This window comes from Streptomyces sp. NBC_00775 (assembly GCF_036347135.1).
Taxonomy (GTDB): Bacteria; Actinomycetota; Actinomycetes; order Streptomycetales; family Streptomycetaceae; genus Streptomyces; species Streptomyces lutosisoli.
Genome location: NZ_CP108938.1, coordinates 7,122,533 through 7,149,175 on the forward strand (window position 1 = coordinate 7,122,533; position 26,643 = coordinate 7,149,175).

The 26,643-nt window shown below is 68.8% G+C and carries 20 protein-coding genes and 2 tRNA genes; 20 read left to right on the forward strand and 2 right to left on the reverse strand.

Annotation, left to right across the window (positions count from 1 at the left end; translation table 11 throughout):
• Positions 1-32: 32 nt before the first annotated feature.
• On the forward strand, positions 33-2,162 hold the full coding sequence (locus OIC96_RS31750; protein WP_330304566.1) for a protein kinase domain-containing protein: 2,130 nt from the start codon (positions 33-35) through the stop codon (positions 2,160-2,162).
• A gap of 123 nt (positions 2,163-2,285) precedes the next feature.
• On the forward strand, positions 2,286-2,792 hold the full coding sequence (locus tag OIC96_RS31755) for a hypothetical protein (protein ID WP_330304565.1): 507 nt from the start codon (positions 2,286-2,288) through the stop codon (positions 2,790-2,792).
• A gap of 138 nt (positions 2,793-2,930) precedes the next feature.
• On the opposite strand, the gene OIC96_RS31760 is transcribed toward OIC96_RS31755, so the two are convergent.
• A tRNA-Gly gene (locus tag OIC96_RS31760) sits at positions 2,931-3,001 on the reverse strand.
• Between the two features lie 153 nt (positions 3,002-3,154).
• On the opposite strand from OIC96_RS31760, the gene OIC96_RS31765 reads away from it, so the two are divergent.
• From OIC96_RS31765 to OIC96_RS31790, 6 genes are all read left to right on the forward strand, one after another.
• Positions 3,155-3,231: transfer RNA gene (locus tag OIC96_RS31765), tRNA-Pro, on the forward strand.
• A 190-nt stretch (positions 3,232-3,421) separates the two neighbouring features.
• Positions 3,422-4,822 (forward strand): trigger factor, encoded by a 1,401-nt coding sequence (tig, locus tag OIC96_RS31770; protein ID WP_330304564.1) that lies wholly within the window; start codon positions 3,422-3,424, stop codon positions 4,820-4,822.
• Between the two features lie 441 nt (positions 4,823-5,263).
• Complete coding sequence (locus OIC96_RS31775; RefSeq protein WP_330310095.1) at positions 5,264-5,869, forward strand: ATP-dependent Clp protease proteolytic subunit; 606 nt, start codon at positions 5,264-5,266, stop codon at positions 5,867-5,869.
• Positions 5,870-5,975: 106 nt separating this feature from the next.
• Positions 5,976-6,656: an ATP-dependent Clp protease proteolytic subunit gene (locus tag OIC96_RS31780; protein ID WP_330304563.1), complete on the forward strand. Its 681-nt coding sequence runs from the start codon at positions 5,976-5,978 to the stop codon at positions 6,654-6,656.
• 160 nt (positions 6,657-6,816) lie between these two features.
• Positions 6,817-8,103, forward strand: coding sequence for an ATP-dependent Clp protease ATP-binding subunit ClpX (gene clpX / locus OIC96_RS31785; protein WP_330304562.1), 1,287 nt, complete (start codon positions 6,817-6,819; stop codon positions 8,101-8,103).
• A gap of 178 nt (positions 8,104-8,281) precedes the next feature.
• Positions 8,282-8,566 (forward strand): hypothetical protein, encoded by a 285-nt coding sequence (locus OIC96_RS31790; RefSeq protein ID WP_330304561.1) that lies wholly within the window; start codon positions 8,282-8,284, stop codon positions 8,564-8,566.
• Between the two features lie 74 nt (positions 8,567-8,640).
• On the opposite strand, the gene OIC96_RS31795 is transcribed toward OIC96_RS31790, so the two are convergent.
• Entirely contained in the window at positions 8,641-9,579 is a 939-nt protein-coding gene (locus tag OIC96_RS31795) for a hypothetical protein (protein ID WP_330304560.1), read from the reverse strand.
• A gap of 136 nt (positions 9,580-9,715) precedes the next feature.
• Here OIC96_RS31795 and OIC96_RS31800 point away from each other — a divergent pair, with 136 nt between their 5' ends.
• The 12 genes from OIC96_RS31800 to OIC96_RS31855 all read left to right on the forward strand — a co-directional run bounded on the left by OIC96_RS31800 (position 9,716) and on the right by OIC96_RS31855 (position 26,619).
• Positions 9,716-12,340: a valine--tRNA ligase gene (locus tag OIC96_RS31800; protein WP_330304559.1), complete on the forward strand. Its 2,625-nt coding sequence runs from the start codon at positions 9,716-9,718 to the stop codon at positions 12,338-12,340.
• A gap of 318 nt (positions 12,341-12,658) precedes the next feature.
• The gene (gene folC / locus OIC96_RS31805; protein ID WP_330304558.1) at positions 12,659-14,200 is read left to right on the forward strand and encodes a bifunctional tetrahydrofolate synthase/dihydrofolate synthase; all 1,542 of its coding nucleotides are present in this window, start codon (positions 12,659-12,661) and stop codon (positions 14,198-14,200) included.
• 5 nt (positions 14,201-14,205) lie between these two features.
• On the forward strand, positions 14,206-14,583 hold the full coding sequence (locus OIC96_RS31810; protein ID WP_330304557.1) for a DUF4233 domain-containing protein: 378 nt from the start codon (positions 14,206-14,208) through the stop codon (positions 14,581-14,583).
• A gap of 166 nt (positions 14,584-14,749) precedes the next feature.
• Entirely contained in the window at positions 14,750-15,163 is a 414-nt protein-coding gene (ndk, locus tag OIC96_RS31815; protein ID WP_327428696.1) for a nucleoside-diphosphate kinase, read from the forward strand.
• Positions 15,164-15,475: 312 nt separating this feature from the next.
• On the forward strand, positions 15,476-16,495 hold the full coding sequence (locus OIC96_RS31820) for a rod shape-determining protein (RefSeq protein WP_327428695.1): 1,020 nt from the start codon (positions 15,476-15,478) through the stop codon (positions 16,493-16,495).
• Between the two features lie 164 nt (positions 16,496-16,659).
• Positions 16,660-17,598: a rod shape-determining protein MreC gene (gene mreC, locus OIC96_RS31825; RefSeq protein WP_330304556.1), complete on the forward strand. Its 939-nt coding sequence runs from the start codon at positions 16,660-16,662 to the stop codon at positions 17,596-17,598.
• Between the two features lie 15 nt (positions 17,599-17,613).
• Positions 17,614-18,285, forward strand: coding sequence for a rod shape-determining protein MreD (gene mreD / locus OIC96_RS31830; RefSeq protein ID WP_330304555.1), 672 nt, complete (start codon positions 17,614-17,616; stop codon positions 18,283-18,285).
• Between the two features lie 140 nt (positions 18,286-18,425).
• Entirely contained in the window at positions 18,426-20,687 is a 2,262-nt protein-coding gene (gene mrdA, locus OIC96_RS31835) for a penicillin-binding protein 2 (RefSeq protein ID WP_330304554.1), read from the forward strand.
• A complete protein-coding gene (rodA, locus tag OIC96_RS31840) occupies positions 20,684-21,883 on the forward strand; it encodes a rod shape-determining protein RodA (RefSeq protein ID WP_330304553.1) in 1,200 nt (399 codons plus the stop codon). The genes mrdA and rodA overlap by 4 nt, the downstream gene beginning before the upstream one ends.
• Before the next feature lie 513 nt (positions 21,884-22,396).
• Positions 22,397-23,947, forward strand: coding sequence for a CYTH and CHAD domain-containing protein (locus tag OIC96_RS31845; protein WP_330304552.1), 1,551 nt, complete (start codon positions 22,397-22,399; stop codon positions 23,945-23,947).
• A 70-nt stretch (positions 23,948-24,017) separates the two neighbouring features.
• Positions 24,018-25,976 carry a TIGR03960 family B12-binding radical SAM protein gene (locus tag OIC96_RS31850; protein WP_330304551.1) on the forward strand — a complete coding sequence of 653 codons (1,959 nt, stop codon included), beginning with the start codon at positions 24,018-24,020 and terminating at the stop codon, positions 25,974-25,976.
• A gap of 100 nt (positions 25,977-26,076) precedes the next feature.
• Positions 26,077-26,619 (forward strand): YcxB family protein, encoded by a 543-nt coding sequence (locus OIC96_RS31855; RefSeq protein ID WP_330304550.1) that lies wholly within the window; start codon positions 26,077-26,079, stop codon positions 26,617-26,619.
• The last annotated feature ends 24 nt before the right edge of the window (positions 26,620-26,643 follow it).

Sequence of the window (26,643 nt, forward strand, 5' to 3'; positions counted from 1 at the left end):
GTCGGGGATTCGGAACGGGGGAGCGTACGGGGATGGCGCTGCGCGAATCGGATCCGTCGGAGGTGGGCGGTTACCGCATCGAGGACCGCCTCGGCTCCGGCGGCATGGGCGTCGTCTATCTCGCCCGCTCCGCCTCCGGACGCCGCCTCGCGATCAAGGTCGTGCACGGGCAGTACGCCGACGACGACGAGTTCCGTACCCGCTTCAGCCGTGAGGTGGCCGCAGCCCGGCAGGTGAGCGGCGCCTTCACCGCCCCCGTCGTGGACGCGGACGCCGACGCGCCGCGCCCCTGGATGGCCACGCTCTACATACCGGGCAAGAACCTCGGCACCCACGTACGCGACCACGGCCCGCTGCCCCCCGACCGGCTGCGCGGGCTCGCCGCGGGCCTTGCGGAGGCCCTCCGTGACATCCACCGTGCCGGAGTGGTCCACCGGGATCTGAAACCGGCCAACGTGATGCTCGCCGACGACGGCCCCCGCGTCATCGACTTCGGCATCTCACGCGCCGCCGAGTTCGGCGTCGCCGACGCGCTCACCCAGACCGGGCGCGTGATGGGCACCCCGCCCTTCATGTCCCCCGAGCAGTTCTCCTCCCCGCACGAGGTGGGCCCGGCCGCCGACATCTTCTCCCTCGGCGCGATCGTCGCGTACGCCGCCACCGGACGCGGCCCCTTCGACAGCCCCAGCCCCTGGGAGACGGCCACCCGCGTCGTCGAGGGAATCCCCGAACTCGACGGCATGCCCGGCGAGTTGCGCCCCTTCGCCGAACTCTGCCTGGAGAAGCACCCCAAGTCCCGCCCCACCCCGGACGAACTCCTCACCCTCCTGCGCGACGGCACCCGCCCGGGCCCGCGCCCCGCCCCGGACGAGACCCCGGGCCCGCCGACCAGGCTCGACCGCCCCCGCTCCAAGCGCCGCCGCCGGCTCGTCATCGCCTCCTCCGTCGGAGCCCTGCTGCTCGCCGTCACCGCCTCGGCCGCGGTCGTACGGATGACAGGCGGCGGCTCGGTCCGCAGTGACCTGCCGCCGGGCTGGCGCGAGTGGCACGCGGCGGCGAAGGCGTCCGACGGCGCAGGAGGCGCCTTCACCAGCTGCGGCGCCACCGGTACGTCACTGGTGTGCGCCGGGGACGACGTCAAGGCGGCCCGCTTCTCCCTCGCCACCGGCAAGCACACCTGGTTCCGGCCCGTCGACTCCACGCCGGACGACAGCGGCAGCGACGAGGGCTCGGTCCTCGGCGCCCGAGCCGGCCGCGTGTTCGTCTACGCCAACGACGAGACGGAGAAGACCAGCGACAACACCTTCACGACCGTGGCCCACTACTCGGTCCAGTCGGTGAACGCCACCACCGGACAGGTGATCTGGAAGACCCGCGTCGCCGACGGCGAGAACGCCCTCGCCCCCGACCTGGAGGACGGCGGAGCCCGGGTCGTCCCCGAGGGAGTCGTCGCCCGCGTGGGCGACGACGCACGGTCGTACGCCCTGCTGGACGCCGACGACGGCAAGGTCCGCTGGAAGCGGCCGATGCCCAAGGGGCAGACCTGCGCCGTGGCGTCCGCCGCGCACCGCGCCTACCTCGTCTGCCAGCCCGACGAGATGAACACCACCAGCCTGTCCGCCCTCGACCCGGCCACCGGAAAGCCCCGCTGGACCGTCACCGCCCAGGGCGCGCTCGACCTCCTGGGCCAGGACCACGGCCGTCTGATCCTCGCCGAGGCGACCCCCGAGGCGTCCTACCGCGCGATCACGACCGTGGACACCACCACCCACCGGCTCCTGCGCGTACCGCTCTCGCGCACCCAGCCCGCCGACGCGAACATCCACCTCGCACACGGCACCCTCTACTTCACCCTCGGCAACGGCAGCGTCCGCGCCGTCTCGCCCCGCACCGGCCACCAGTCCTGGGAGAGCAACTCGACGGTGGAGTTCCCGGGCCCGCCCCTCGCCTCCGCGACCCACATCTACATCGCGTCCCCCAGCGGGCGCCTGGCCGCCCTGGACGTCCGCACGGGCAGAGTCGACGCCACCCGCCCCGGCCGCAACGACGCCGGCCCCACCAACATGGCGGACTCCGGCGCCCCCCTGCTCCTGACCGGCGACGCCCTGTACGTCCCGTACGGAATCCGCTCCGTCTACACCGTGGACGTACGCCACCTGTAAAGGCTGTCGATGTCTGTCGATGTCCGTCGGCGCCTGTCGGCGTAGGTACACCTCGAACAGCCGGTGCACGACACGAGGCCTGCCGCCCGTGCGGAGCGTGGTCCGCTCGGCGACCCTGGAGGCATGAACAGCGCAAGCTCCGAGCCTGCCTCGGAGACCTCGACGGGCCGTGTCGATTACACCGGCGCTGTCTACGGGTCGCTGCTCGCCGCCTCCGTGGTGGTCGGCGCCGGAACGCTCGGCTCGTTTCCGAAGCTGGAACTCATTCTGCTGCTGCTGTGCACGGCTGTGGTGTTCTGGGCCGCGCACGTCTTCTCCCGCCTTTTCGGGGCCCGAATGGTGCACCACTTGAGCTGGGGCGAGATCGGCCGCGCGTGCGCGGAGGAGCGCCCGATCGTCGGAGCGGCCGTCCCACCGGCCTGTGCCGTGGCCATCAGCCCACTCTTCGGACTGGGACCTGAAGGGACGGCATGGCTGGCACTCGTGGTCGCTCTGGTCGGACAAGTCGGCTATGGGACCCTCGCCGCCAGCCGCGCCGGCGCCTCGCGCGGCCTGATGGTGCTCGCCGGTGTGATCAACCTTCTCCTCGGGCTGATCATCGTGGTCCTCAAGGTCGCGGTTCAGCACTGAGGTCCCGCGCGGGGGGCACGCCGGAGTGGTCACGGGCTCGGACATGACTGTCAGACGTGACCGTCCAGACATGACTGCCGGACATGACGGAGGGCCAGGCGAAGGAAACATCCTCCGGCCCGGCCCTCGGCCGTACAGAGCGGGCGACGGGAATCGAACCCGCGTAGCTAGTTTGGAAGACTAGGGCTCTACCATTGAGCTACGCCCGCAACAGGTCGCGCCGCAGGTCAGTGACCGCGGCACAGGAGGCATCGTAGCGGGTTGTGCCCCCTCATCGCACACCCCGTTTCCCCGCCGCAGGGACGCTCGGGAAATGCGGCAGCCGCACTGCCTGCGGGCATGTACCCTACGTGTCGCACCGACGGGGTGTGGCGCAGCTTGGTAGCGCGTCCGCTTTGGGAGCGGAAGGCCGTGGGTTCAAATCCCGCCACCCCGACCATCAGTCCGACCATCAGTGAAGATCGCCTTTTGGGGCGCGTACCGGCTGCGGTTACTATGCAAGCTGCGCGCCCGTGTGTCTGCACTGTTACGACGTCTCTCAAGGGCCGCGAATCTTGCCGAAGGACTGTCCGCCCGGACAGAGCACCTTGGCAGAACCCCAAGAAGTCAGCCCCCAAGGAGACCGAACCGTGAAGAGCGCCGTGGAGACCCTGAACCCGACCCGGGTTCGGCTCAGCATTGAGGTGCCCTTCGAGGAGCTCAAGGACAGCCTCGACGCGGCGTACAAGAAGATCAACCAGCAGGTCACGGTGAAGGGCTTCCGGAAGGGCAAGATCCCGGCGCGCGTCATCGACCAGCGGTTCGGTCGCGGTGCCGTGCTCGAAGAGGCCGTCAACGACGCGCTCCCGAAGTTCTACACCGAAGCGGTCAACGAGGCCGAGCTGAACGTCCTCGGCCAGCCCGAGGTCGACATCACCGAGCTGAAGGACGGCGAGACGCTGAACTTCACCGCTGAGGTCGACGTCCGCCCGACCATCGAGATCCCGGACTACTCCGGCATCGAGGTCGAGGTCGACGCCATCGAGGTCAGCGAAGAGGACGTCGAGAAGGCCGTCACCGAGCTGCGCGAGCGCTTCGCGTCGACCTCCCCGGTCGAGCGCGCCGCCCAGGACGGCGACGTCGTCACCCTCGACCTGGAGGCCAAGGTCGACGGTGAGGTGCTGGAGGACGGCATCGCGTCCGGCGTCTCCTACACCATCGGCTCCGGCGAGCTGCTCGACGGCATCGACGAGGCCGTCAAGGGCCTGGAGGCCGGTGGCGAGGCCACCTTCGCCTCCGAGCTCAAGGGCGGCTCCGCGGCCGGCAAGGAGGCCGAGGTCGCCGTCAAGGTCACCCAGGTCGCCGCGCGCGAACTCCCCGAGCTGGACGACGACTTCGCTCAGCTCGCGTCCGAGTTCGACACCCTCGACGAGCTCAAGGCGGACAGCCGCAAGCGCCTCGAGAACATGAAGCAGTACGACCAGGCCACGCAGGCCCAGGAGCGCGTCCTGGAGAAGCTGCTGGAGCTCGTCGAGGTGCCCGTCCCCGAGAAGCTGCTCGAGGACGAGATCAACACCCGCAAGCACAACCTTGAGCACCACCAGCTCGGCCAGATGGGCCTCGACCTCGCGAAGTACCTGGAGATCCAGGGCAAGACCGAGGAAGAGTTCGACGCCGAGACCAAGGAAGCCGCGGTCAAGGGCATCAAGACGCAGTTCGTCCTTGACGAGCTCGTCAACAAGGAGAAGCTGAACGTCAACCAGGAGGAGCTCACGGAGCACCTCATGCGGCGCGCGGCCTCCTCCGGCATGTCCCCCGACCAGTTCGCCCAGGCCGTCGTCGAGGGCGGCCAGGTCCCGATGCTCGTCGGCGAGGTCGCCCGCGGCAAGGCCCTCGCGGTCGTCGTCGAGGCTGCCACGGTCAAGGACACCAACGGCGAGATCGTCGACCTGGACGACGAGGACGAGACGGAGGCGGCCACCGAGGTCGCCGCCGACGTCACCGACGGTGAGGCCGCCGAGGCCTCCGCCGAGGAGTCCACTGAGGCCTGATCGCCTCGCTTGTACGCCGCGACGGGCCCCCGGGGACTTTGTGTCCCCGGGGGCCCGTCGTCTTTTGCTTTTGGCTTTTAGGGGCGCGGGGAACTGCGCGAGCAACCCACGACAAGCCGCACCCGCCGACGAGCCGTCCGTGGCAGACGCGTCTGTGGCTTTGCAGGGGGCGGCTCGCGCAGTTCCCCGCGCCCCCAAACAGCCTGGGGCCCCGCCAAACCCCCTGCACAGCCCAGCGGAGCGCATGCGCTCACAGCGAACAGTTCCTTCTCCGGGATTCCCCGGAGGGGCCCGCGCGTTAGGGTCCATGAATACGAGGGCAGGGGAGTCCCCGAACGCCGCCGGGAGGCGGCACGGAACCCGGGGTCCCAGGCCCCTGCAGAAGACGTGAGACGGCCCGGCGCCGTCGTAAGACGAGCAGGTGGATACGTGACGAATCTGATGCCCACAGCTGCCGGCGAGCCTATCGGTGGTGGTCTCGGTGACCAGGTCTACAACCGGCTGCTCGGCGAGCGAATCATCTTCCTCGGCCAGGCGGTCGACGACGACATCGCCAACAAGATCACTGCGCAGCTGCTGCTCCTTGCCTCCGACCCGGACAAGGACATCTACCTCTACATCAACAGCCCCGGCGGCTCGATCACGGCCGGCATGGCGATCTACGACACCATGCAGTACATCAAGAACGACGTGGTGACCATCGCCATGGGCATGGCGGCCTCGATGGGCCAGTTCCTGCTCAGCGCCGGCACCCCCGGCAAGCGCTTCGCGCTGCCGAACGCCGAGATCCTGATCCACCAGCCCTCCGCCGGCCTCGCGGGCTCCGCGTCGGACATCAAGATCCACGCCGAGCGGCTGCTGCACACCAAGAAGCGCATGGCGGAGCTGACCTCCTTCCACACGGGCCAGAGCGTGGAGCAGATCACCAAGGACTCCGACCGCGACCGCTGGTTCGACCCGATCGAGGCCAAGGAGTACGGCCTCATCGACGACATCATGCCCACCGCTGCCGGTATGCCGGGCGGCGGCGGCACCGGGGCGGCGTAAGCCCCTCAGCGCCCCCAGGGCGGCGCCGGGCCCCATCGGGCCACCGGGTCCCTCCAGCGCCCCCAGCCGACCGCTCAGCCCTTTTTCAGGCTCTTCAGGAGACACAGTGAACGACTTCCCCGGCAGCGGCCTCTACGCCCGCACGCAGGCCGAGTACACCGGTCCTCGCGCGGAGTCCCGCTACGTCATCCCGCGCTTCGTCGAGCGCACCTCGCAGGGCGTGCGTGAGTACGACCCGTACGCGAAGCTCTTCGAGGAGCGCGTGATCTTCCTCGGCGTGCAGATCGACGACGCGTCCGCCAACGACGTCATGGCGCAGCTGCTGTGCCTGGAGTCGATGGACCCCGACCGTGACATCTCGGTCTACATCAACAGCCCCGGTGGCTCCTTCACGGCACTCACTGCGATTTACGACACGATGCAGTTCGTGAAGCCGGACATTCAGACGGTCTGCATGGGCCAGGCCGCCTCGGCCGCCGCGATCCTGCTGGCCGCCGGTACGCCGGGCAAGCGCATGGCGCTTCCGAACGCCCGCGTGCTGATCCACCAGCCCTACAGCGAGACCGGCCGCGGCCAGGTCTCGGACCTCGAAATCGCCGCGAACGAGATCCTCCGGATGCGTGCGCAGCTGGAAGACATGCTGGCCAAGCACTCGACCACGCCGATCGAGAAGATCCGCGAGGACATCGAGCGCGACAAGATCCTCACGGCCGAGGACGCGCTGGCGTACGGCCTGATCGACCAGATCATCTCTACCCGCAAGATGAACAACTCGTCCGTCGTCTGACGTACCGCTGTAGCATCTGCCGCTCCTTGGCGTGGTTCACGACAAAGTGAACCGCGCCAAGGGGGGCCCGAACGGGGGGCTCGGCAAGGTACCGTCGGACATAAGGCAGCACCAGGAGTCGCTGGACCTAGGCGTCTCCCAGGCGAAGGGGAAGCACACCGTGGCACGCATCGGTGACGGCGGCGATCTGCTCAAGTGCTCGTTCTGTGGCAAGAGCCAGAAGCAGGTCAAGAAGCTCATCGCAGGCCCCGGTGTGTACATCTGCGACGAGTGCATCGATCTCTGCAACGAGATCATCGAGGAAGAACTCGCGGAGACGAGCGAGGTGCGCTGGGAGGAACTTCCCAAGCCCCGCGAGATCTACGAGTTCCTCGAGGGGTACGTGGTCGGCCAGGAGCCGGCCAAGAAGGCGCTCTCGGTCGCGGTGTACAACCACTACAAGCGGGTCCAGGCCGGTGAGAACAGCACGGGTCAAAACCGCGACGACGCCATCGAGTTGGCGAAGTCCAACATCCTGCTGCTCGGCCCCACGGGCTCGGGCAAGACGCTCCTGGCCCAGACGCTGGCCCGCATGCTCAACGTCCCGTTCGCCATCGCCGACGCGACGGCGCTGACGGAGGCGGGTTATGTCGGCGAGGACGTCGAGAACATCCTGCTCAAGCTCATCCAGGCGGCGGACTACGACGTCAAGAAGGCCGAGACCGGGATCATCTACATCGACGAGATCGACAAGGTCGCCCGCAAGAGCGAGAACCCGTCGATCACGCGCGATGTGTCCGGCGAGGGCGTCCAACAGGCCCTGCTGAAGATCCTCGAAGGCACGACGGCCTCGGTCCCGCCCCAGGGCGGCCGCAAGCACCCGCACCAGGAGTTCATCCAGATCGACACGACGAACGTCCTGTTCATCGTGGGCGGCGCCTTCTCGGGCCTGGAGAAGCTCATCGAGTCCCGCGCCGGCGCGAAGGGTATCGGCTTCGGTGCGACGATCCGCTCGAAGCGGGAGCTGCAGTCCAAGGACCAGTTCGAGGACGTCATGCCCGAGGACCTGGTCAAGTTCGGCATGATCCCCGAGTTCATCGGCCGCCTCCCCGTCATCACCTCGGTCCACAACCTGGACCGCGAGGCCCTGCTCCAGATCCTGATCGAGCCGCGCAACGCCCTGGTGAAGCAGTACCAGCGCCTCTTCGAACTCGACGGCGTGGAACTCGACTTCGAGCGCGAGGCGTTGGAGGCCATCGCCGACCAGGCCATCCTCCGCCAGACCGGAGCGCGAGGCCTGCGCGCCATCATGGAGGAAGTCCTCATGTCCGTGATGTACGAGGTCCCGTCCCGCAAGGACGTCGCCCGCGTCGTCATCACGGCGGACGTCGTTCACTCGAACGTGAACCCGACGCTGATTCCGCGGGACGCTCGCCGCGGGGGGCCGGGGGAGCAGAAGACGGCGTAGCCGGTACTTGTACGACGAAGGGGGCGCCCAGCGGACTTCGCTGGGCGCCCCCTTCGTCGATCCACGCCCGGATCAAGCCACCTTGAGGTCTCCCACTTGTGCGATGCCTGCTCATGGTGATCTTCTCGAACGCCGCGGGGCCGACCACCTCGCGGCAAGTGAAACGGGAGGGACAGACATGAAGATGAGGCGCGCGCTGGCGGCCATGTCCGTGGTTGCCACGGCAGCTGTGACGCCGGTGGTTACGGCCACGGCAGCACACGCGGCACGCAGCACATGCGTGAACTACCTCGGAAACCTGGGGCTTTACCAGATCGGTCCCAAGGTGAAGGAGGCCTGTGGTCACCCGGCGCACGACGGACCCCTCGGGGATGGCAAGGTGCCCGACCCTGCCTGCTACAACGGCCTCACGGACATAGGCGTGCGCGGGATACACGCCTACAGGGCCTGCGTCCGCGCCTGACGTCGGACCGGTCATGGCGAGGGCGCCCGACGGGACTCGTCGGGCGCCCTTTTGCGCGAAGTGCCGTGCGCTGGTCAGATCTTGACGCGGACGTCGTTGCGGAGCTTGGCGGTCAGCTCGGCCGCCTCGTCGATCGAGGTGGTCTTGCCGGCGGCCAGGCTGACGAAGTCGTACGACAACACGTAGGCCAGGGTGCTGTGGTCGCCCCAGATGCAGACGGGCATCGTGAAGGTCTTGCCGCTCTCCTTGGTCTCGATGTTCTGGCACTTCATGACGCCGTTGGAGAAGCCGGCAGGGCTGACCTTCTGCGGGCTGCCGACGAGCTTGCCGTCGGAGGACGAAGAGTCCTTCGTGGAGTCCTTCTTCATCTGCGCGAACATGGCGTCGACGACCTTCTCCGGGTCGTCGATGGTGCCGTACACGCCCGCGAACCCGAGGCTCTTGGCGGTGGCACCCGACCCGGAGGTGTAACCCGCGCTGACGTCCTTGGGGTTCTGGACGCCCCACGACTTCGCGTCCTCGATGTCCTTCTTCGTCATGGTGCCGGAGGACGAGGAGTCGTCCGCCTTCTTGTACTCGCCACCCAGGACTGCCGCCGGCGTCGTCAGCTTGTGCGCTCCGTCGTCGCCGACCGAGCCGCCACCGCCGCCCCCACCGATCACGAAGTACGCCCCGACGGCGATCGCGGCCACAACCGCCACCGCGCCGATGATCAGCCCCGTCTTCTTCTTGCCGCCGCCCGGAGCCGGCGGCTGCGGGACGCCGTAGGGCTGCTGGCCGTACGGCGGCTGCTGGCCGTAGGGGGGCTGGCCGTACGGGGGGGTCTGGGGCGGGACGCCCTGGGGAGCCTGCTGGGGGTAGCCGTAGCCGGGCTGCGCGGGGGGAGCCTGCTGCGGGTAGCCGTAGCCGGGCTGGGGGGCCTGCGGCGGCTGCTGGCCGTACGGGCCCGGCTGACCGTACGGTCCGGGCTGCTGGGGCTGCCCGCCGTACGGGCCCGGCTGGTTGTAGCTCATTACTGGGTTCCCCTCCAGAAACTTATGTGTTCCTGACATCCTGGCGCACAGGTCACGCGGCCAAGCCCCCGGGGGCCGCACCGTTACGAATTAATCGCGTTTCGGGACACGCGTGTGACGCCTCTAAACTGACCCCGTGACCGACAACGCTCAGCAGCAGCCGCCAGCATCCACTCCCGAACTGCCGACCCAGTACGCGCCGGCCGAGGTAGAGGGGAAGCTGTACGAGCGCTGGGTGGACAAGGGGTACTTCGCCGCCGACGCGAAGAGCGAGAAGCCGCCGTACACCATCGTCATTCCGCCGCCGAACGTCACCGGAAGCCTGCACCTCGGGCACGCCTTCCAGCACACGCTGATGGACGCGCTGACGCGCCGTAAGCGCATGCAGGGGTACGAGGCGCTCTGGCTCCCCGGCATGGACCACGCCGGTATCGCCACGCAGAACAAGGTCGAGCAGCAGCTTGCCGAGGAGGGCAAGTCGCGGCACGACCTCGGGCGCGAGGAGTTCGTCGAGCGGGTGTGGCAGTGGAAGGAGGAGTACGGCGGGAAGATCCTCGGGCAGATGCGCCGGCTCGGGGACGGTGTGGACTGGGACCGTGAGCGGTTCACCATGGACGAGGGGCTGTCCAAGGCCGTCCAGACCATCTTCAAGAAGCTGTACGACGACGAGCTGATCTACCGCGCCGAGCGGATCATCAACTGGTGTCCGCGATGCCTCACCGCCATCTCGGACATCGAGGTCGAGTACCAGGAGGACGACGGCGAGCTCGTCTCCATCAAGTACGGGGAGGGCGACGAGACCCTCGTCGTGGCCACCACCCGTGCCGAGACCATGCTCGGTGACACCGCCGTCGCCGTTCACCCGGACGACGAGCGCTACAAGCACCTCATCGGCAAGCGGATCAAGCTGCCGCTGACCGACCGCTCCATCCCCGTCGTCGCCGACACCCACGTCGACCCCGAGTTCGGCACCGGTGCCGTCAAGGTCACCCCCGCCCACGACCCGAACGACTTCGCGATCGGCCAGCGCCACGGCCTGGAGTCGATCACGGTCATGGACGAGCGTGCCGTCATCACGGTGCACGGCCCCTTCGAGGGACTCGACCGCTTCGAGGCCCGTTCCGCCATCGTCGGCGCACTGCGCTCGCAGGGCCGGATCGTCGCCGAGAAGCGCCCGTACGTCCACTCCGTGGGCCACTGCTCGCGCTGCAAGACGACCGTCGAGCCGCGCCTGTCGATGCAGTGGTGGGTCAAGGTCGCCCCGCTGGCACAGGCCGCCGGTGACGCGGTCCGCGACGGCCGGGTCGCCATCCACCCCGCCGACATGTCGAAGCGCTACTTCGACTGGGTCGACAACATGCACGACTGGTGCATCTCGCGCCAGCTGTGGTGGGGCCACCGCATCCCGGTCTGGTACGGGCCGGAGGGGCAGATCGTGTGCGTCGGTCCCGACGAGGAGCCGCCGAGCGGCGAGGGCTGGACGCAGGACACCGACGTCCTCGACACCTGGTTCTCCTCGGGCCTGTGGCCGTTCTCCACGCTGGGCTGGCCGGAGAACACCCCCGATCTGCAGAAGTTCTATTCGACCGACGTCCTGCTCACCGGCCACGACATCATCTTCTTCTGGGTCGCCCGGATGATGATGTTCGGCCTGTACGCGATGGACGGCGAGGTCCCCTTCAAGACCATCGCCCTCACCGGCCTGGTCCGCGACGAGCGCGGCAAGAAGATGTCGAAGTCCTTCGGCAACGTCGTCGACCCGCTCGACTGGATGGACAAGTACGGCTCCGACGCCGTCCGCTTCACCCTCGCCCGCGGCGCCAACCCCGGCACCGACGTGCCGATCGGCGAGGACTGGGTCCAGGCGTCCCGGAACTTCGCCAACAAGATCTGGAACGCCACCCGCTTCGCCCTGATGAGCGACGCGACGGTCGAGGGTCCGCTGCCCGAGCCGGAGAAGCTGTCGGCGACCGACCGCTGGATCCTGTCCCGGCTCAACAAGACCATCGCCGAAGTCGACGCGTTCTACGAGGACTTCCAGTTCGCGAAGCTCTCCGACGCGCTCTACCACTTCGCGTGGGACGAGGTCTTCGACTGGTACCTCGAACTGTCCAAGACGACGTTCATGGCGGGCGGCGAGCCGGCGAAGGTCTCCGGCCGGGTCCTGGGCGAGGTCCTCGACGTCACCCTGCGCCTCCTCCACCCGATCGTCCCGTTCGTCACGGAGACCCTCTGGACCACCCTCACCGGTGGCGAGTCGGTCGTCGTCGCGGACTGGCCGAAGGACAGTGGCTTCCGCGACGCCGCCGCCGAGCGCGAGATCGAGACGCTCCAGCAGGTCATCACGGAGGTTCGCCGCTTCCGTGCCGACCAGGGCCTTCAGCCCGGCCAGCGCGTCCCGGCCCGGCTGACCCTCGACGGGACCGCACTGGCCCCGCACGAGGCGGCCATCCGCCAGCTGTTGCGCCTCCAGCCTGAGGGCGACAGCTTCTCGGCCACGGCGACCCTGCCGGTCGGGGGCGCCTCGGTGGCGCTCGACCTCTCCGGCACGATCGACGTCGCCGCGGAGCGCAAGCGCCTCGCCAAGGATCTCGCCGCCGCCGAGAAGGAGAAGGCCCAGGCGAACGCCAAGCTCGGCAACGAGGCGTTTCTCGCGAAGGCCCCGGACAACGTGGTGGAGAAGATCCGCACGCGGCTCGCCAAGGCGGACGAGGACATCGCCCGCATCCAGGAACAGCTGAAGCGCCTGCCGGAGGCGTAGCCGCCATCGACGGTTCCGGGGGCCTCTCTTCGCCCCCGCCGCCCCTACCCGTCCCATCCTCCAGGGGCTCCGCCCCTTCGACCCCGTTCGGTTGAGTGTCGGGTGCGGGTGGGCGGGGGCTGGGCTAAAAGATTGCGCAGTTCCCCGCGCCCCTTCAGGGGCGCGGGGAACTGCGCGACAAGCCCCCACCGACCCGCAGCCGACGAACCCACCCCGGGGTCTGGGGCGGAGCCCCAGGAACGGGATGGGACGGGTAGGGGCGGCGGGGGCGAAAACCCCACGCGGTCGGAGAGGGTGGCGGCTCCGTAGACTGGGGGAGTGAGCGACCTCCCCTCGAACCACGGCAGTGAGTCAGACGAGCCGGCCCCCAGCGACCCACTCGGTCTCTTTGACGAGATCGTCGCGGAAGAGACCGACCGCGACCCCGACCTCGCGGTGATCGCAGCCGGCAGCCGCACCCTGCGCACCCAGGGCGACCCGGACCGGCAACAGGCGGACGTCCCCGCCCGCCCCACCGACCCTGAGGTCGACAAGGCACTGCGCGAGGTCGAGGCGGAGCTCGCGAGCCGCTGGGGCGAGACCAAGCTGGAGCCGTCCGTCAGCCGGATCGCCGCGCTGGTGGACGTCCTCGGGGAGCCGCAGCGCGCGTACCCCTCGATCCACATCACGGGCACGAACGGCAAGACCTCCACCGCCCGCATGATCGAGGCCCTGCTCGGCGCCTTCGACCTGCGCACGGGCCGGTACACCAGCCCCCACGTGCAGTCGATCACCGAGCGGATCAGCCTCGACGGGGCGCCGATCTCCGCCGAGCGGTTCATCGAGACGTACAACGACATCAAGCCGTACGTGGAGATGGTCGACGGCCAGCAGGAGTACCGGCTGTCCTTCTTCGAGGTGCTCACGGGCATGGCGTACGCCGCCTTCGCCGACGCGCCCGTCGACGTCGCCGTCGTCGAGGTCGGCATGGGCGGCAGCTGGGACGCCACCAACGTCATCGACGCGGACGTCGCCGTCGTCACGCCCATCGATCTCGACCACACCGACCGGCTCGGCGAGACCCCGGGCGAGATCGCGCAGGAGAAGGCCGGCATCGTCAAGCAGGACGCCACCGTTATCCTGGCGCAGCAGCCGGTCGACGCGGCCCAGGTGCTGCTGAAGAAGGCCGTCGAGGTGGACGCGACCGTGGCCCGGGAGGGCCTGGAGTTCGGCGTCGTCGCCCGGCAGGTCGCCGTCGGCGGGCAGTTGCTCACCCTGCGCGGGCTCGGCGGCGAGTACGAGGAAGTCTTCCTTCCGCTGCACGGCGCCTACCAGGCGCACAACGCCGCCGTGGCGCTGGCCGCGGTCGAGGCGTTCTTCGGCATCGGCTCCGCGCACACCCAGGGCCTCGACATCGACAACGTGCGGAAGGCCTTCGCCTCCGTCACCACGCCGGGCCGCCTGGAGGTCGTACGCCGCTCGCCGACCGTCGTCCTGGACGCCGCGCACAACCCGGCGGGCGCCCGCGCCACTGCCGAGGCCGTGAGCGAGGTCTTCGACTTCAGCCGGCTGATCGGGGTCGTCGGCGCGAGCGGCGACAAGAACGTACGAGGGCTGCTCGAAGCCTTCGAGCCGATCTTCGCCGAGGTCGTCGTCACGCAGAACTCCAGTCATCGCGCGATGGACACGGACGAGCTGGCCGGGATCGCCGTCGAGATCTTCGGCGAGGACCGGGTGCAGGTCGAGCCCCGGCTCGACGACGCGCTGGAGGCGGCGATCACCCTCGCCGAGGAAGAGGGCGAGTATGCGGGCGGTGGCGTCCTCGTCACCGGTTCCGTCATCACCGTCGGCGAGGCCCGACTGCTGCTGGGGAGGGGCTGACCACTGTGCGTACGCTCTGTGCTTCGACTCTGATCGGCGAGTTCTTCGTCATCGGCTTCGCCGGGCTCGTCGCCATGAAGGATCCCGATCTCTCGACGTCCACGGTGTGGACCGTCTGCGGGATCTTCATGGCCGTGAGCGTCCTGCTCTGCGGCATGATCACCCGGCCCGGCGGTGTCCAGCTCGGCTGGGCGCTGCAGATCGCGCTGATCGCCAGCGGCTTCGTCGTACCGTCCATGTTCTTCCTGGGCGCGATCTTCGCCGCCCTGTGGTGGGCGTCGGTCCACTACGGGCGGAAGATCGACGAGGCGAAGGCGAGATTCGCCGCGCAGGCGCAGGCGCAGGCGCAGGCACCGGCCGAAGCGGGCGGCAACCCGGCCTAGGCCCTATGGGCCCGGTCCTTCCCGCCGTCCCCGCCGTCTCCGTTGGCCCCATTGGCCCCGTAGGCCCGAGGCGCGTGCCCGTACCACCTGACTCTGTGTAACAACCACCCAGACACGCCCTGTAGCCTCGGTGATCCGCACACTTGTGACCTGAAGGAGCCACCCCGTGAGCCAGCGCACCCTCGTCCTTCTCAAGCCCGACGCCGTCCGTCGCGGCCTGACCGGCGAGATCATCAGCCGTATCGAGCGCAAGGCCGGTTGGCAGATCACCGCGCTGGAGCTGCGGACGCTGGACCAGGACACGCTGGAGCAGCACTACGGCGAGCACAAGGGCAAGCCGTTCTACGAGCCGCTGGTCGAGTTCATGGCCTCCGGCCCGGTCGTGGCGCTCATCGTCGAGGGCGAGCGCGTCATCGAGGGCGTACGGGCGCTGGCCGGGCCCACCGACCCGATCGCCGCCGCCCCCGGCTCGATCCGCGGCGACTTCGGTGTGATCGTCCGCGAGAACCTGATCCACGCCTCGGACTCCGAGGAGTCCGCCGAGCGCGAGGTGAAGATCTTCTTCCCCGGCCGCGGCTGAGCTCCGGAGATCAATTTTCCAAGAATTTTCTGAGGGACCGTCACGTCACTCGGATGCCTGACCTGGGACGGCCGTAAGTTTTCGGCCGTCCCGTGGCATATGCGTGCCGATCGGGGGAACGCGTGCCTCTGATGGACCGTCTCCAGAAGCGGCGCGGCTCATCATCTGCTGACAATGGCGAAGACCCTCGCGCAGTGTTCGTGCAGGCGCGTCTACGATGGAAGCCTTCACGTCACTGCACCCACCTCGCCGTCCTAAAAAGCCGTCAAAGCTCCACTTGGGAAGGCCAGACGAATCCTGATGGGGAACTCAATGTCGTTCATCGGCCGTGACATGGCTGTCGACCTCGGGACCGCCAACACGCTGGTGTACGTCAGGGGTCGCGGGATCGTACTCAACGAGCCGTCCGTCGTCGCGATCAACACCAACACCGGTGGGATCCTCGCGGTCGGCGCGGAAGCGAAGAAGATGATCGGGCGCACGCCCGGCAACATCGTTGCCGTACGTCCGCTGCGGGACGGCGTGATCGCCGACTTCGAGATCACCGAGCGTATGCTCCGCTACTTCATTCTGAAGATCCACAAGCGGCGCTACCTCGCCCGCCCCCGTGTCGTCGTCTGTGTGCCCTCGGGCATCACGGGTGTCGAGCGCCGTGCCGTCATCGAGGCGTCGTCCCAGGCCGGCGCCCGCCAGGTGCACATCATTGAGGAGCCCATGGCCGCGGCCATCGGATCCGGCCTGCCGGTCCACGAGGCCACGGGCAACATGGTGGTGGACATCGGTGGCGGCACCACGGAGGTCGCGGTCATCTCGCTCGGTGGCATCGTCACCGCCCAGTCCATCCGCGTCGCGGGCGACGAGCTGGACAACGCGATCATCCAGCACATCAAGAAGGAGTACTCGCTTCTTCTGGGTGAGCGGACGGCCGAGCAGATCAAGATCACGATCGGTTCCGCGTACGACCTCGACAATGACGAACACACCGAAATCCGCGGCCGGGACCTGGTCTCCGGCCTGCCCAAGACCGTCGTCATCTCCGCGGCCGAAGTGCGCAAGGCCATCGAAGAGCCGGTCAACGCGATCATCGACGCCGTGAAGACGACCCTCGACAAGTGTCCGCCGGAGCTCTCCGGTGACGTGATGGACCGCGGAATCGTTCTGACCGGCGGCGGAGCCCTGCTGCGCGGTCTCGACGAGCGGCTGCGCCGCGAGACCGGAATGCCGATCCACATCGCCGAGGACCCGCTGGACAGCGTGGCGCTCGGCTCCGGCAAGTGCGTCGAGGAGTTCGAGGCGCTCCAGCAGGTTCTGGACGCCCAGCCGCGCAGATGACGTAACACTTCGATTCCGCCGTACGAGATGATCCCTTCTCGTGCGGCGGATCGTTGATATCGAGGCATAAGCTCCCCCATAACACCCGTGGGTTTTCGCGCACTCCGGGGCGTACCTGGGTGAGCCATACATGAATTCCGATAAGGAAGGCACGGCCGCCGCACGTGAGGGACACACGAGAGAGCCGGCTGCTCCTGGTGCTGCTGATCGCCATCGCGTTCGCACTGATCACGGTGGACATCCGCGGTGGGCAGGACTCACCGGTCGACGGTGCCCGGCAGGCCGCCGCGACGGTCTTCGGCCCGATCGAGAACGGGGTGTCGTCCGCGGTCGATCCCGTCGGCAACGCGGTCGCGGCGGTCCGTGACTCGGGCGACCGGCACGACCGCATCGCCCAACTCGAGCACGACAACGTCGCGTTGAAGGCGAAGCTCGGCAGCGACGACCGCAACCGCAGCCGTCTCAAGCAGCTCGACAAGATGATCAAGGTGGCGGGCGAGGGCCAGTACGGCATCAAGGGTGCCGAGGTCATCGCGATAGGAGCGGCCCAGGGCTTCTCCTGGACCGTCACCATCGACGTCGGCGCCAACGACGGCGTCAAGCGCGACATGACGGTGCTGAACGGGGACGGGCTGGTCGGGCGGGTCACCACCGTCGGACCGAACACCGCGACCGTACTGCTCGCCAACGACCCGGACTTCACCGTCGGCACGCGGATGGAATCGACCGACGAACTCGGCTTCGCCTCCGGGCAGGGCGACCGCCCGCTGCGGGTGGAGCTGCTCAACGGCAAGGCGAAGATCAAGAAGGGTGACCGTCTGGTCACCTTCGGCTCGCAGGCCGACAAGCCGTTCGTGCCCGGCGTCCCGGTCGGTGTCGTGTCCCGTGTCGACCCGTCCGGCGGCGGCCTGACCCGCACGATCTACGTCAAGCCGTTCGTCTCGTTCACCAGGCTCGACATCGTCGGCGTCGTCGTCGAGGCCCCCAGCGGCGACCCGCGCGACACCGTGCTGCCACCGAAACCCAAGCCGACTCCCACACCGACGGTGACCGTCACGGTCACCCCCTCGGAGTCCGCGCTCATCGACGACCAGCAGCAGTAGGAGGAGCCGAATCCCATGCGTTTCAACCGGATGCTGCTCTCCGCCACCCTCGTGGTCGTCGCCCTGGTGCTCCAAGTGAGCGTCCTGGCCCGGCTCCACCTCCCGGGCGCCGTCCCGGACCTGGTGCTCCTGACCGTGCTCGCCCTCGCCATGGTCTACGGCCATGTCAGCGGCGCCCTCATCGGCTTCGGCGCGGGCCTGCTCGCCGACCTCGCCCCGCCCGCCGACCACGCCGCCGGGCGCTACGCCCTCGTGCTGTGCGTCATCGGCTACCTCGCGGGCCTGGTGAAGCCGGAGAACGGCCAGCTCAAGTCGGCGACCGGCCCGATGGCTGTGGTCGTCGCCGCCGCGGTCGGCTCCACCCTGCTGTACGCCGGTGTCGGCGCCCTCGTCGGCGACACCGCCGCCCGCCATGTCGGCCTCGGCAGCCTGCTGTTCACGGCCGCCCTGTACGACCTGCTGCTCGCGCCCTTCGTGGTCCCGGGGCTGATGGCCCTGGCCCGGCGCTCCGAGAACAACCCGCTCGGCGAGTCCAGTCCGTCCGCCAAGACGGCCGACGTCTCCTCGCGCTGGCTGTCGTCCGGCACCGGGCTGCGCATCGGCAGCCAGCGCGGCGGGCTCAGAGTGAAGGCCGCCAAGGCGCGGGTCGCCCGGGCGGGACGCATCAAGGGGGTCAAGCGGCTGTGAGGGCCCTGGGGAGCATCGGGGTGAGAGCACCTCAAGCGTCGCTCGTGTCACGGAAGTTGGCCGACAGCGGGGTCGCCGCGCACAGGTTCACCGTGTACTCGTATGTCTCGTACACACACTGAGAGGGGGAGGCAGCAGCAGTGACCAACATCCCCGAGACCGGTCGGACCCCACGGGTCCAGATCCGACTCATCGTCATCCAGATTCTCGTACTCTCCCTCCTCGGCACCCTTGGCGGACGCCTCTGGTACCTCCAGATCCGCAACGGCGACGAGTACGCCAAGGAAGCCTCCGGCAACCACGTCCAGCAGGTCGTGCAGCCCGCCGTACGCGGCTCGATCCTCGACGCGCGCGGTGTGCCGATCGCCGACAACGAGACCCGGCTCGTGGTCTCCGCCTCGCGCACCGACCTGCTGAAGATGAAGGACGACGGCAAGGCGGTCCTGACCAAGCTGGCCGGGGTGCTGGGCATGAAGCCCGAAGAGGTCATCCAGAAGGTCCGGCTCTGCGACTCCAAGACGCCGCAGCCCTGCTGGAACGGCTCGCCGTACCAGCCGATCCCGATCACCGACGAGGCCACCGCCAAGCAGGCCCTGCAGATCCGCGAGCGCTCCGAGGACTTCCCCGGCATCACCGCCGAGCCCGAGGCCGTGCGCCGCTACGCCGCCCCCGGCAAGTCCAACTCCGCGCAGGTCCTCGGCTACCTCTCGCCCGTCACCGACGACGAGATCACCCAGGCCAAGGACTCCGACTCGCCCTACCTCCGTTCCGACCAGGTCGGCCGCTCCGGCCTTGAGCGCCAGTACGACAAGGAACTGCGCGGCAAGGCGGGCGTCACCCGCTACGAGGTCGACAACCTCGGCCGCGTCATCGGCAAGGCCAAGAGCGACGCGGCCGAGTCCGGCGCCAACCTCGTCACCAGCATCGACTCCCGGGTGCAGCGCGTCGCCGAGTACGAGCTGAACCAGGCGATGAAGAAGGCACGCCAGCAGTACGACAAGATCACCGGCGAGAACTACAAGGCCGACTCGGGCGCCGTCGTCGTGATGGAGGCCAAGACCGGCCGGATCGTCGCCATGGCGTCCGAGCCGACGTACGACCCGAACGTCTGGGTCGGCGGCATCTCCGCCAAGGACTACAAGGCCCTCACCGGGAAGAACTCCGACTACCCGCTGCTCAACAGGGCCATACAGGGTCAGTCCGCACCCGGTTCGACGTTCAAGGTGGTCTCCACGGCCGCCGCCGTCCAGGCCGGCTACGAGTGGGACGGCGGCTACCCCTGCACCAGCTCGTACTCCGTCGGCGGCCAGGTCTTCAAGAACTTCGAGGGGGAGAGCTTCGGCCCCATCTCGCTCGGCCGCGCCCTGGAAGTCTCCTGCGACACCGTCTTCTACGGCCTCGCCGACAACGAGTGGAAGAAGGACGGCGGCATCAACCCCAAGAAGGGGAAGCCGAAGGACTACTTCTTCAAGACCGCCCACCAGTTCGGCCTCGGCAAGCAGACCGGCGTCGACCTGCCCAACGAGGTCACCGGCCGTGTCCCGGACCGCCAGTGGAAGGAGAGCTACTGGAAGGCCTACAAGGACACCTGGTGCAAGACCGGTAAGAAGAACGGCACTTACGTCGAGAAGATCGCGTACGAGAACTGCCTCGAGGGCAACAAGATGCGCGAGGGCGACGAGATCAACTACTCCATCGGCCAGGGCGACACCCTCGTCACCCCGGTCCAGGAGGCCATGATCTACGGGGCGATCGCCAACGGCGGCACCCTGCACGCGCCGACCATCGGCAAGGCGATCGTCAGCGCCGACGGCAAGACCGTCAAGGAGATCAAGCCCAAGGTCAACGGCAAGCTGCCGGTCAGTAAGTCCACGCTCAAGGGCATGGACGAGGCCTTCGCGGGCGTCGTCACCCGCGGTACCGCCGCCTGGAAGTTCGGCGGCTGGCCGCAGGACGAGATCGCGCTGCACGCCAAGACCGGTACCGCCGAGGTCTACGGCAAGCAGACCACCTCGTGGCTGGCCACGTACACCAAGGACTACACGATCATCATGACGATCGCCCAGGCCGGTACGGGTTCGGGCGCCTCCGGTGAGGCCGTGCGCAACATCTACAGCGCGATGTACGGCGTCGGCGAGGACGGCACGATCGACAAGTCGAAGGCGCTGCTGCCCACCCCGGAGAAGAGCCTGCCGAAGATCCAGAGCGACGGTTCGATCGACGCCCCGGCGATCTCCAAGGACCCGGCCAAGGACGTGCAGGCCAGTGAGTCCCCCTCGCCCGGGGCCACCGACCAGCAGCTGCCCGCCGGCACGACGGCGTCGCCGACCGAGAGCAACCGCAATACCCGTAGGCGTACGGCCCGCCCGAGGAAACGGCGGGGGACGAGGATCCTGACATGACCGGAGCGAACAACTTCTCCGTCTCCGGGTACGGGCCCGAGCGCGCGGGCTGGACACGCCTGTTCGCCCGCGACTCGCTGGCCCGCCGCCTCGACTGGCCGATACTGCTGTCGGCCATCACGCTCTCGCTGATCGGTTCGGCGCTCGTCTACTCGGCGACCCGCAACCGCACCGAGATCAACCAGGGCGACCAGTACTACTTCCTCATCCGCCACCTCATGAACACCGGCATCGGCATCGGCCTGATGATCGGCACGGTCTGGCTCGGCCACCGCACCCTGCGCACGGCCGTGCCGATCCTGTACGGCCTCTCGGTCTTCCTGATCCTCGCGGTGCTGACCCCGCTCGGCGCGACGGTCAACGGCGCACACGCCTGGATCGTGATCGGCGGCGGCTTCTCCCTCCAGCCCTCCGAGTTCGTGAAGATCACGATCATCCTGGGCATGGCGATGCTGCTGGCGGCCCGGGTCGACGCGGGCGACAAGGCCTACCCCGACCACCGCACGGTGCTGCAGTCCCTCGGTCTCGCCGCCGTCCCGATCATGATCGTCATGCTGATGCCCGACCTCGGCTCGGTCATGGTCATGGTGATCATCATCCTCGGCGTGCTGCTGGCCTCCGGGGCCTCCAACCGCTGGGTGTTCGGCCTGCTCGGCACCGGCGCGCTGGGCGCGATCGCGATCTGGCAGCTCAAGATCCTCGACGAGTACCAGATCAACCGCTTCGCGGCGTTCGCCAACCCCGATCTCGACCCGGCGGGCGTCGGTTACAACACCAACCAGGCGCGTATCGCCATCGGCTCGGGCGGCCTCTTCGGCACGGGCCTGGGCCACGGCTCGCAGACCACCGGCCAGTTCGTCCCCGAACAACAGACGGACTTCGTCTTCACGGTCGCGGGCGAGGAGCTGGGCTTCGTGGGTGCGGGGCTGATCCTGGTCCTGCTCGGCGTGGTCCTGTGGCGAGCCTGCCGCATCGCCCGCGAGACGACCGAGCTCTACGGCACGATCGTCGCCGCCGGCATCATCGCCTGGTTCGCCTTCCAGGCCTTCGAGAACATCGGCATGACCCTGGGCATCATGCCGGTCGCGGGCCTTCCTCTGCCCTTTGTCTCGTACGGCGGCTCGTCGATGTTCGCGGTGTGGGTGGCGGTGGGGTTGTTGCAGTCGATTCGGGTACAGCGGCCCATGTCGGCGTAGGCCTCCGGCGGTTCGGCGGTTGGGGTGGGGGTTGTTCGTCGGCTGCGGGCCGGTGGGGGCTGGTCGCGCAGTTCCCCGCGCCCCTGAAGGCTCGGGGCTCCGCCCCTTCGGCCCCGTTCGGTTGTGTTTCGGCTGGCGGGCGGTGGGGGTTGGGCGCGCAGTTCCCCGCGCCCCTGAAGGCTCGGGGCTTCGCCCCTTCGGCCCCGTTCGGTTGTGTGTCGGGTGCGGGTGGGTGGGGGCTGGGCGCGCAGTTCCCCGCGCCCCTAAAAACTGCCGGCCCGCCCCAGGTGCTTTTAAGGGGCGCGGGGAACTGCGCGACCAGCCCCCACCGGCCCGCAGACGACTGTCTCTTAAGGGGCGCGGGGAACTGCGCAGTCTTTTGGGGGTCTGGGGGCGGAGCCCCCAGGAACGGATGGGACGGGTAGGGGCGGCGGGGGCGAAAACCGGGCGTTGTGGGAGGTCCGTGAGGGTTGGGCACTGCCATCTGGGGGCTGGTGCCACTAGATTCATGTCATGGCGGACACCAAGCGCGAAATCGAGCGGAAGTACGAGGGTCCCCCGGCCGGCGAAGACGTGAGACTGCCGGACCTGAGCGGCGTTTCCGGAGTCTCGGGCGTCCTCGACAAGGGCGTGGCCGAGCTGGACGCCACCTACTACGACACGCCCGACCAGCGGCTCGCCGCCGCCTCGCTCACCCTCCGTCGCCGCACCGGCGGCGCGGACGCGGGCTGGCACCTCAAAATCCCCGTCTCCGAGGGCGTCCGCGACGAGATCCACGCCCCGCTCTCCGACACCGTGCCCCGCTCCCTGACCGGCCTCGTCCGCTCCCGCGTACGCGACGCCGAACTCGTCCCCCTCGTACGCCTCCTGTCGGCCCGGGACATCCGCCACCTCGTCGACGCCTCCGGCGCCCTCCTCGCCGAGGTCAGCCTCGACCGCGTCCGCGCCGAACGGCTCAGCGGCGGCGAAGGCACCGCGGAGTGGACCGAGATCGAGGTCGAGCTCGCGGACGACGGCGACCCCGCCTTCCTCGACAAGGTGGAGAAGAAGCTCCGCAAGGCGGGCCTGAGCCGCTCCTCCTCGCCCTCCAAGCTGGCGAGGGCGCTGGGGGAGACGGGACAGACGGGGGAGTCGGGGAAGCGCAAGAAGTCCGCAGCCGCCGCAGCCACCACGGCCCCCGCCGCGGACGCCCCGGTCACCGCGGGCGACCACGTCCTCGCCTACCTCCGCGCCCAGCGCGACGCGATCGTCGAGCTGGACCCCGCCGTCCGCCGCGACGTCTACGACTCCGTGCACAGCATGCGCGTCGCCACCCGCCGCATGCGCAGCGCCTTCCGCTCGTACGCGGGCGTCCTCGACCGCACCGTCACCGACCCGATCGGCGACGAACTGAAGTGGCTGGCCGGCGAGCTCGGCGTCGACCGCGACCAGGAAGTGCTCACCGAACGGCTGACGGCGGCGCTCGACAACCTGCCCCGCACCCTGCTCTCCGGCCCCGTCCGCACCCGCCTGCGTACCTGGTCCCACGCCCGCGGCTCCGGATCGCGACGCCATCTGATCGCCGTACTGGACGGGAAGCGGTACCTCGCCCTGCTGGCCGCGCTCGACGCGACCGTCTCCGACCCGCCGCTGCTCAAGGCGGCCTCCGGAGACCCGGCGAAGGTGATCGCGAAGGCGGTCCGCAAGGACTTCAAGAAGGTCTCCGACCTGGTCGGACAGGCCCTTGACCGGCCGCCGGGCGCGGACCGCGACCTGGCGATACACGAGGCCCGCAAGAAGGCCAAGCGCACCCGGTACTCGGCCGAGACGGCCACCCCCGCCCTCGGCAGGCCCGCCGCCGATCTGGTCAAGTCGATGAAGTCCCTGCAGACCCTGCTCGGCGACCACCAGGACAGCGTGATGAGCCGCGAGGCCCTGCGCGACCTCGCAGGTCAGGCGCATGCGGCGGGGGAGAGCGCGTTCACCTACGGGGTGCTGTACGGGCGCGAGGAGCAGCGGGCGGCGGCGGCCGAGGCGGCGCTGCCGGGGGTCTGGGAGGCGATCGAGGGGCAGGGAGCGGTCTGACGGTGCGGGGTGTCCCTCCGGCCGCGTTACGCTAGATGGTCACCCCTGTCAGCTCACGAAGGTTCGCGAGATGTCTGCCGAATCCGCTGTATCGGTCTTCCCGCAGCTCGAAGCTCTGCTCCCGCATGTGCAGAAGCCGATCCAGTACGTCGGCGGAGAGCTCAACTCCACGGTCAAGCCCTGGGACGCCTGTGACGTCCGCTGGGCGCTGATGTACCCCGACGCGTACGAGGTCGGGCTGCCCAACCAGGGCGTCATGATCCTCTACGAGGTACTGAACGAGCGCGAGGGCGTTCTCGCCGAGCGCACGTACAGCGTCTGGCCGGACCTGGAGGCGCTGATGCGCGAGCACCAGGTCCCTCAGTTCACGGTGGACAGCCACCGCCCGGTGAAGGCCTTCGACGTGTTCGGCCTGTCCTTCTCCACGGAGCTGGGCTACACGAACATGCTGACCGCCCTGGACCTGGCCGGGATCCCGCTGGAGTCCAAGGACCGCACGCTCGACGACCCGATCGTCCTGGCCGGCGGCCACGCGGCCTTCAACCCGGAGCCGATCGCCGACTTCATCGACGCGGCGATCATCGGCGACGGCGAGCAGGCCGTCCTCGACATGACCGAGATCATCCGCGCCTGGAAGGCGGAGGGCCGGCCGGGAGGCCGCGAAGAGGTCCTCTTCCGGCTGGCGAAGACGGGCAACGTCTACATTCCGGCGTTCTACGACGTCGAGTACCTCCCCGACGGCCGTATCGCCCGAGTCGTGCCCAACAAGTCGGGCGTTCCGTGGCGCGTGTCCAAGCACACGGTCATGGACCTCGACGAGTGGCCGTACCCGAAGCAGCCGCTGGTCCCGCTCGCGGAGACGGTCCACGAGCGCATGTCGGTCGAGATCTTCCGCGGCTGCACCCGCGGCTGCCGCTTCTGCCAGGCGGGCATGATCACCCGCCCGGTGCGTGAGCGTTCCATCACGGGCATCGGCGACATGGTCGAGAAGGGGCTGAAGGCGACCGGCTTCGAGGAGGTCGGCCTGCTGTCCCTGTCCTCCGCGGACCACTCGGAGATCGGCGAGATCGCCAAGGGCCTGGCCGACCGGTACGAGGAAGACAAGATCGGCCTCTCGCTGCCCTCCACCCGCGTGGACGCCTTCAACGTCGACCTGGCGAACGAGCTGACGCGCAACGGCCGCCGCTCGGGCCTGACCTTCGCCCCCGAGGGCGGCAGCGAGCGCATGCGCAAGGTCATCAACAAGATGGTCTCGGAAGAGGACCTCATCCGGACCGTCTCGACCGCGTACGGCAACGGCTGGCGCCAGGTGAAGCTGTACTTCATGTGCGGCCTTCCCACGGAGACGGACGACGACGTCCTGCAGATCGCCGACATGGCGATGAACGTGATCGCCGAGGGCCGCAAGGTCTCCGGCCAGAACGACATCCGCTGCACGGTCTCGATCGGCGGCTTCGTCCCCAAGCCCCACACCCCCTTCCAGTGGGCGCCGCAGCTCTCCGCCGAGGAGACGGACGCCCGCCTGGAGAAGCTCCGCGACAAGATCCGCGGCGACAAGAAGTACGGCCGCTCGATCGGCTTCCGCTACCACGACGGCAAGCCGGGCATCGTCGAGGGCCTGCTCTCCCGCGGTGACCGCCGCATCGGCTCCGTCATCCGCGCCGTCTACGAGGACGGCGGCCGCTTCGACGGCTGGCGCGAGCACTTCTCGTACGAGCGCTGGATGCGGTGCGCGGACAAGACGCTCCCCGCGTTCGGCGTGGACGTCGACTGGTACACGACGCGTGAGAAGACGTACGAGGAGGTCCTGCCCTGGGACCACCTGGATTCGGGGCTGGACAAGGACTGGCTCTGGGAGGACTGGCAGGACGCCCTCGACGAGACCGAGGTCGAGGACTGCCGCTGGACTCCGTGCTTCGACTGCGGTGTCTGCCCGCAGATGGACACTCACATCCAGATCGGCCCGACGGGCAAGAAGCTGCTGCCGTTGACGGTGAACAAGCCGGTGACCAGCGGACACAGTCACTGACCTGGCGATTTCCCGAGGCCCCTGCCCATCGGCGGGGGCCTCGGCGCATGGGTACCCCGGCCCGGCTGTGTGTGATCTGTGGGGGCTAGGATCTGCTGCCATGCACAGTGGTGGGGATCACATACAGTCGACCGGGCAGGACGCGGACATCGCGTTCGTCTACGAGCCGACACCGGCCGACTACGAGGCCGCGATGCGCCGTTACACGTACGGGACCTGGCCCGGGCGAGGGGGCCTGATCGTCTGGCCGGCCCTGATCCTGGTGCTGGTGTTCTTCTTCTGCGAGCTCAGGGGTTTCGCACCCGCGATGACGGCGATCGTGGTCGTCGCCGGAGTGGTCGCCGGAGTCGTGACCACCCATAAGACCCTGGCTCGCGTCGCGCGGGAGCAGCACGCGGACATGGAGGACTACGGGACCTGCCGGACGGTGGTCGGTGACGAGGGGATGACGACCACGGGCGGGTCCCAGGCCAGCACCATCGACTGGCAGGCGTTCCCCTGGTACGTCGAGACCGGCGAGCTCTTCGTCCTCACGACCCGGCGGACCCGGATCTTCTTCGTCCTGCCCAAGCGCGGAGCCCAGGACCCCGCCGACGTGGACCGGGTGCGGGCCGTCCTCGACCGCAACCTGCGCCGGTTGTAGGTCCGGGGCGAGTCGCACCCGAAT

Excerpts from the sequence above, each read along its gene's own strand:
- OIC96_RS31750 (WP_330304566.1), top strand. The coding sequence starts at position 33 with ATGGCGCTGCGCGAATCGGATCCGTCGGAGGTGGGCGGTTACCGCATC.
- OIC96_RS31755 (WP_330304565.1), top strand. The coding sequence starts at position 2,286 with ATGAACAGCGCAAGCTCCGAGCCTGCCTCGGAGACCTCGACGGGCCGT.
- OIC96_RS31775 (WP_330310095.1), top strand. The coding sequence starts at position 5,264 with ATGCCCACAGCTGCCGGCGAGCCTATCGGTGGTGGTCTCGGTGACCAG.
- OIC96_RS31790 (WP_330304561.1), top strand. The coding sequence starts at position 8,282 with ATGAAGATGAGGCGCGCGCTGGCGGCCATGTCCGTGGTTGCCACGGCA.
- OIC96_RS31795 (WP_330304560.1), bottom strand. The coding sequence starts at position 9,579 with ATGAGCTACAACCAGCCGGGCCCGTACGGCGGGCAGCCCCAGCAGCCC.
- OIC96_RS31820 (WP_327428695.1), top strand. The coding sequence starts at position 15,476 with ATGTCGTTCATCGGCCGTGACATGGCTGTCGACCTCGGGACCGCCAAC.
- mreD (WP_330304555.1), top strand. The coding sequence starts at position 17,614 with ATGCGTTTCAACCGGATGCTGCTCTCCGCCACCCTCGTGGTCGTCGCC.
- rodA (WP_330304553.1), top strand. The coding sequence starts at position 20,684 with ATGACCGGAGCGAACAACTTCTCCGTCTCCGGGTACGGGCCCGAGCGC.
- OIC96_RS31845 (WP_330304552.1), top strand. The coding sequence starts at position 22,397 with ATGGCGGACACCAAGCGCGAAATCGAGCGGAAGTACGAGGGTCCCCCG.
- OIC96_RS31850 (WP_330304551.1), top strand. The coding sequence starts at position 24,018 with ATGTCTGCCGAATCCGCTGTATCGGTCTTCCCGCAGCTCGAAGCTCTG.
- OIC96_RS31855 (WP_330304550.1), top strand. The coding sequence starts at position 26,077 with ATGCACAGTGGTGGGGATCACATACAGTCGACCGGGCAGGACGCGGAC.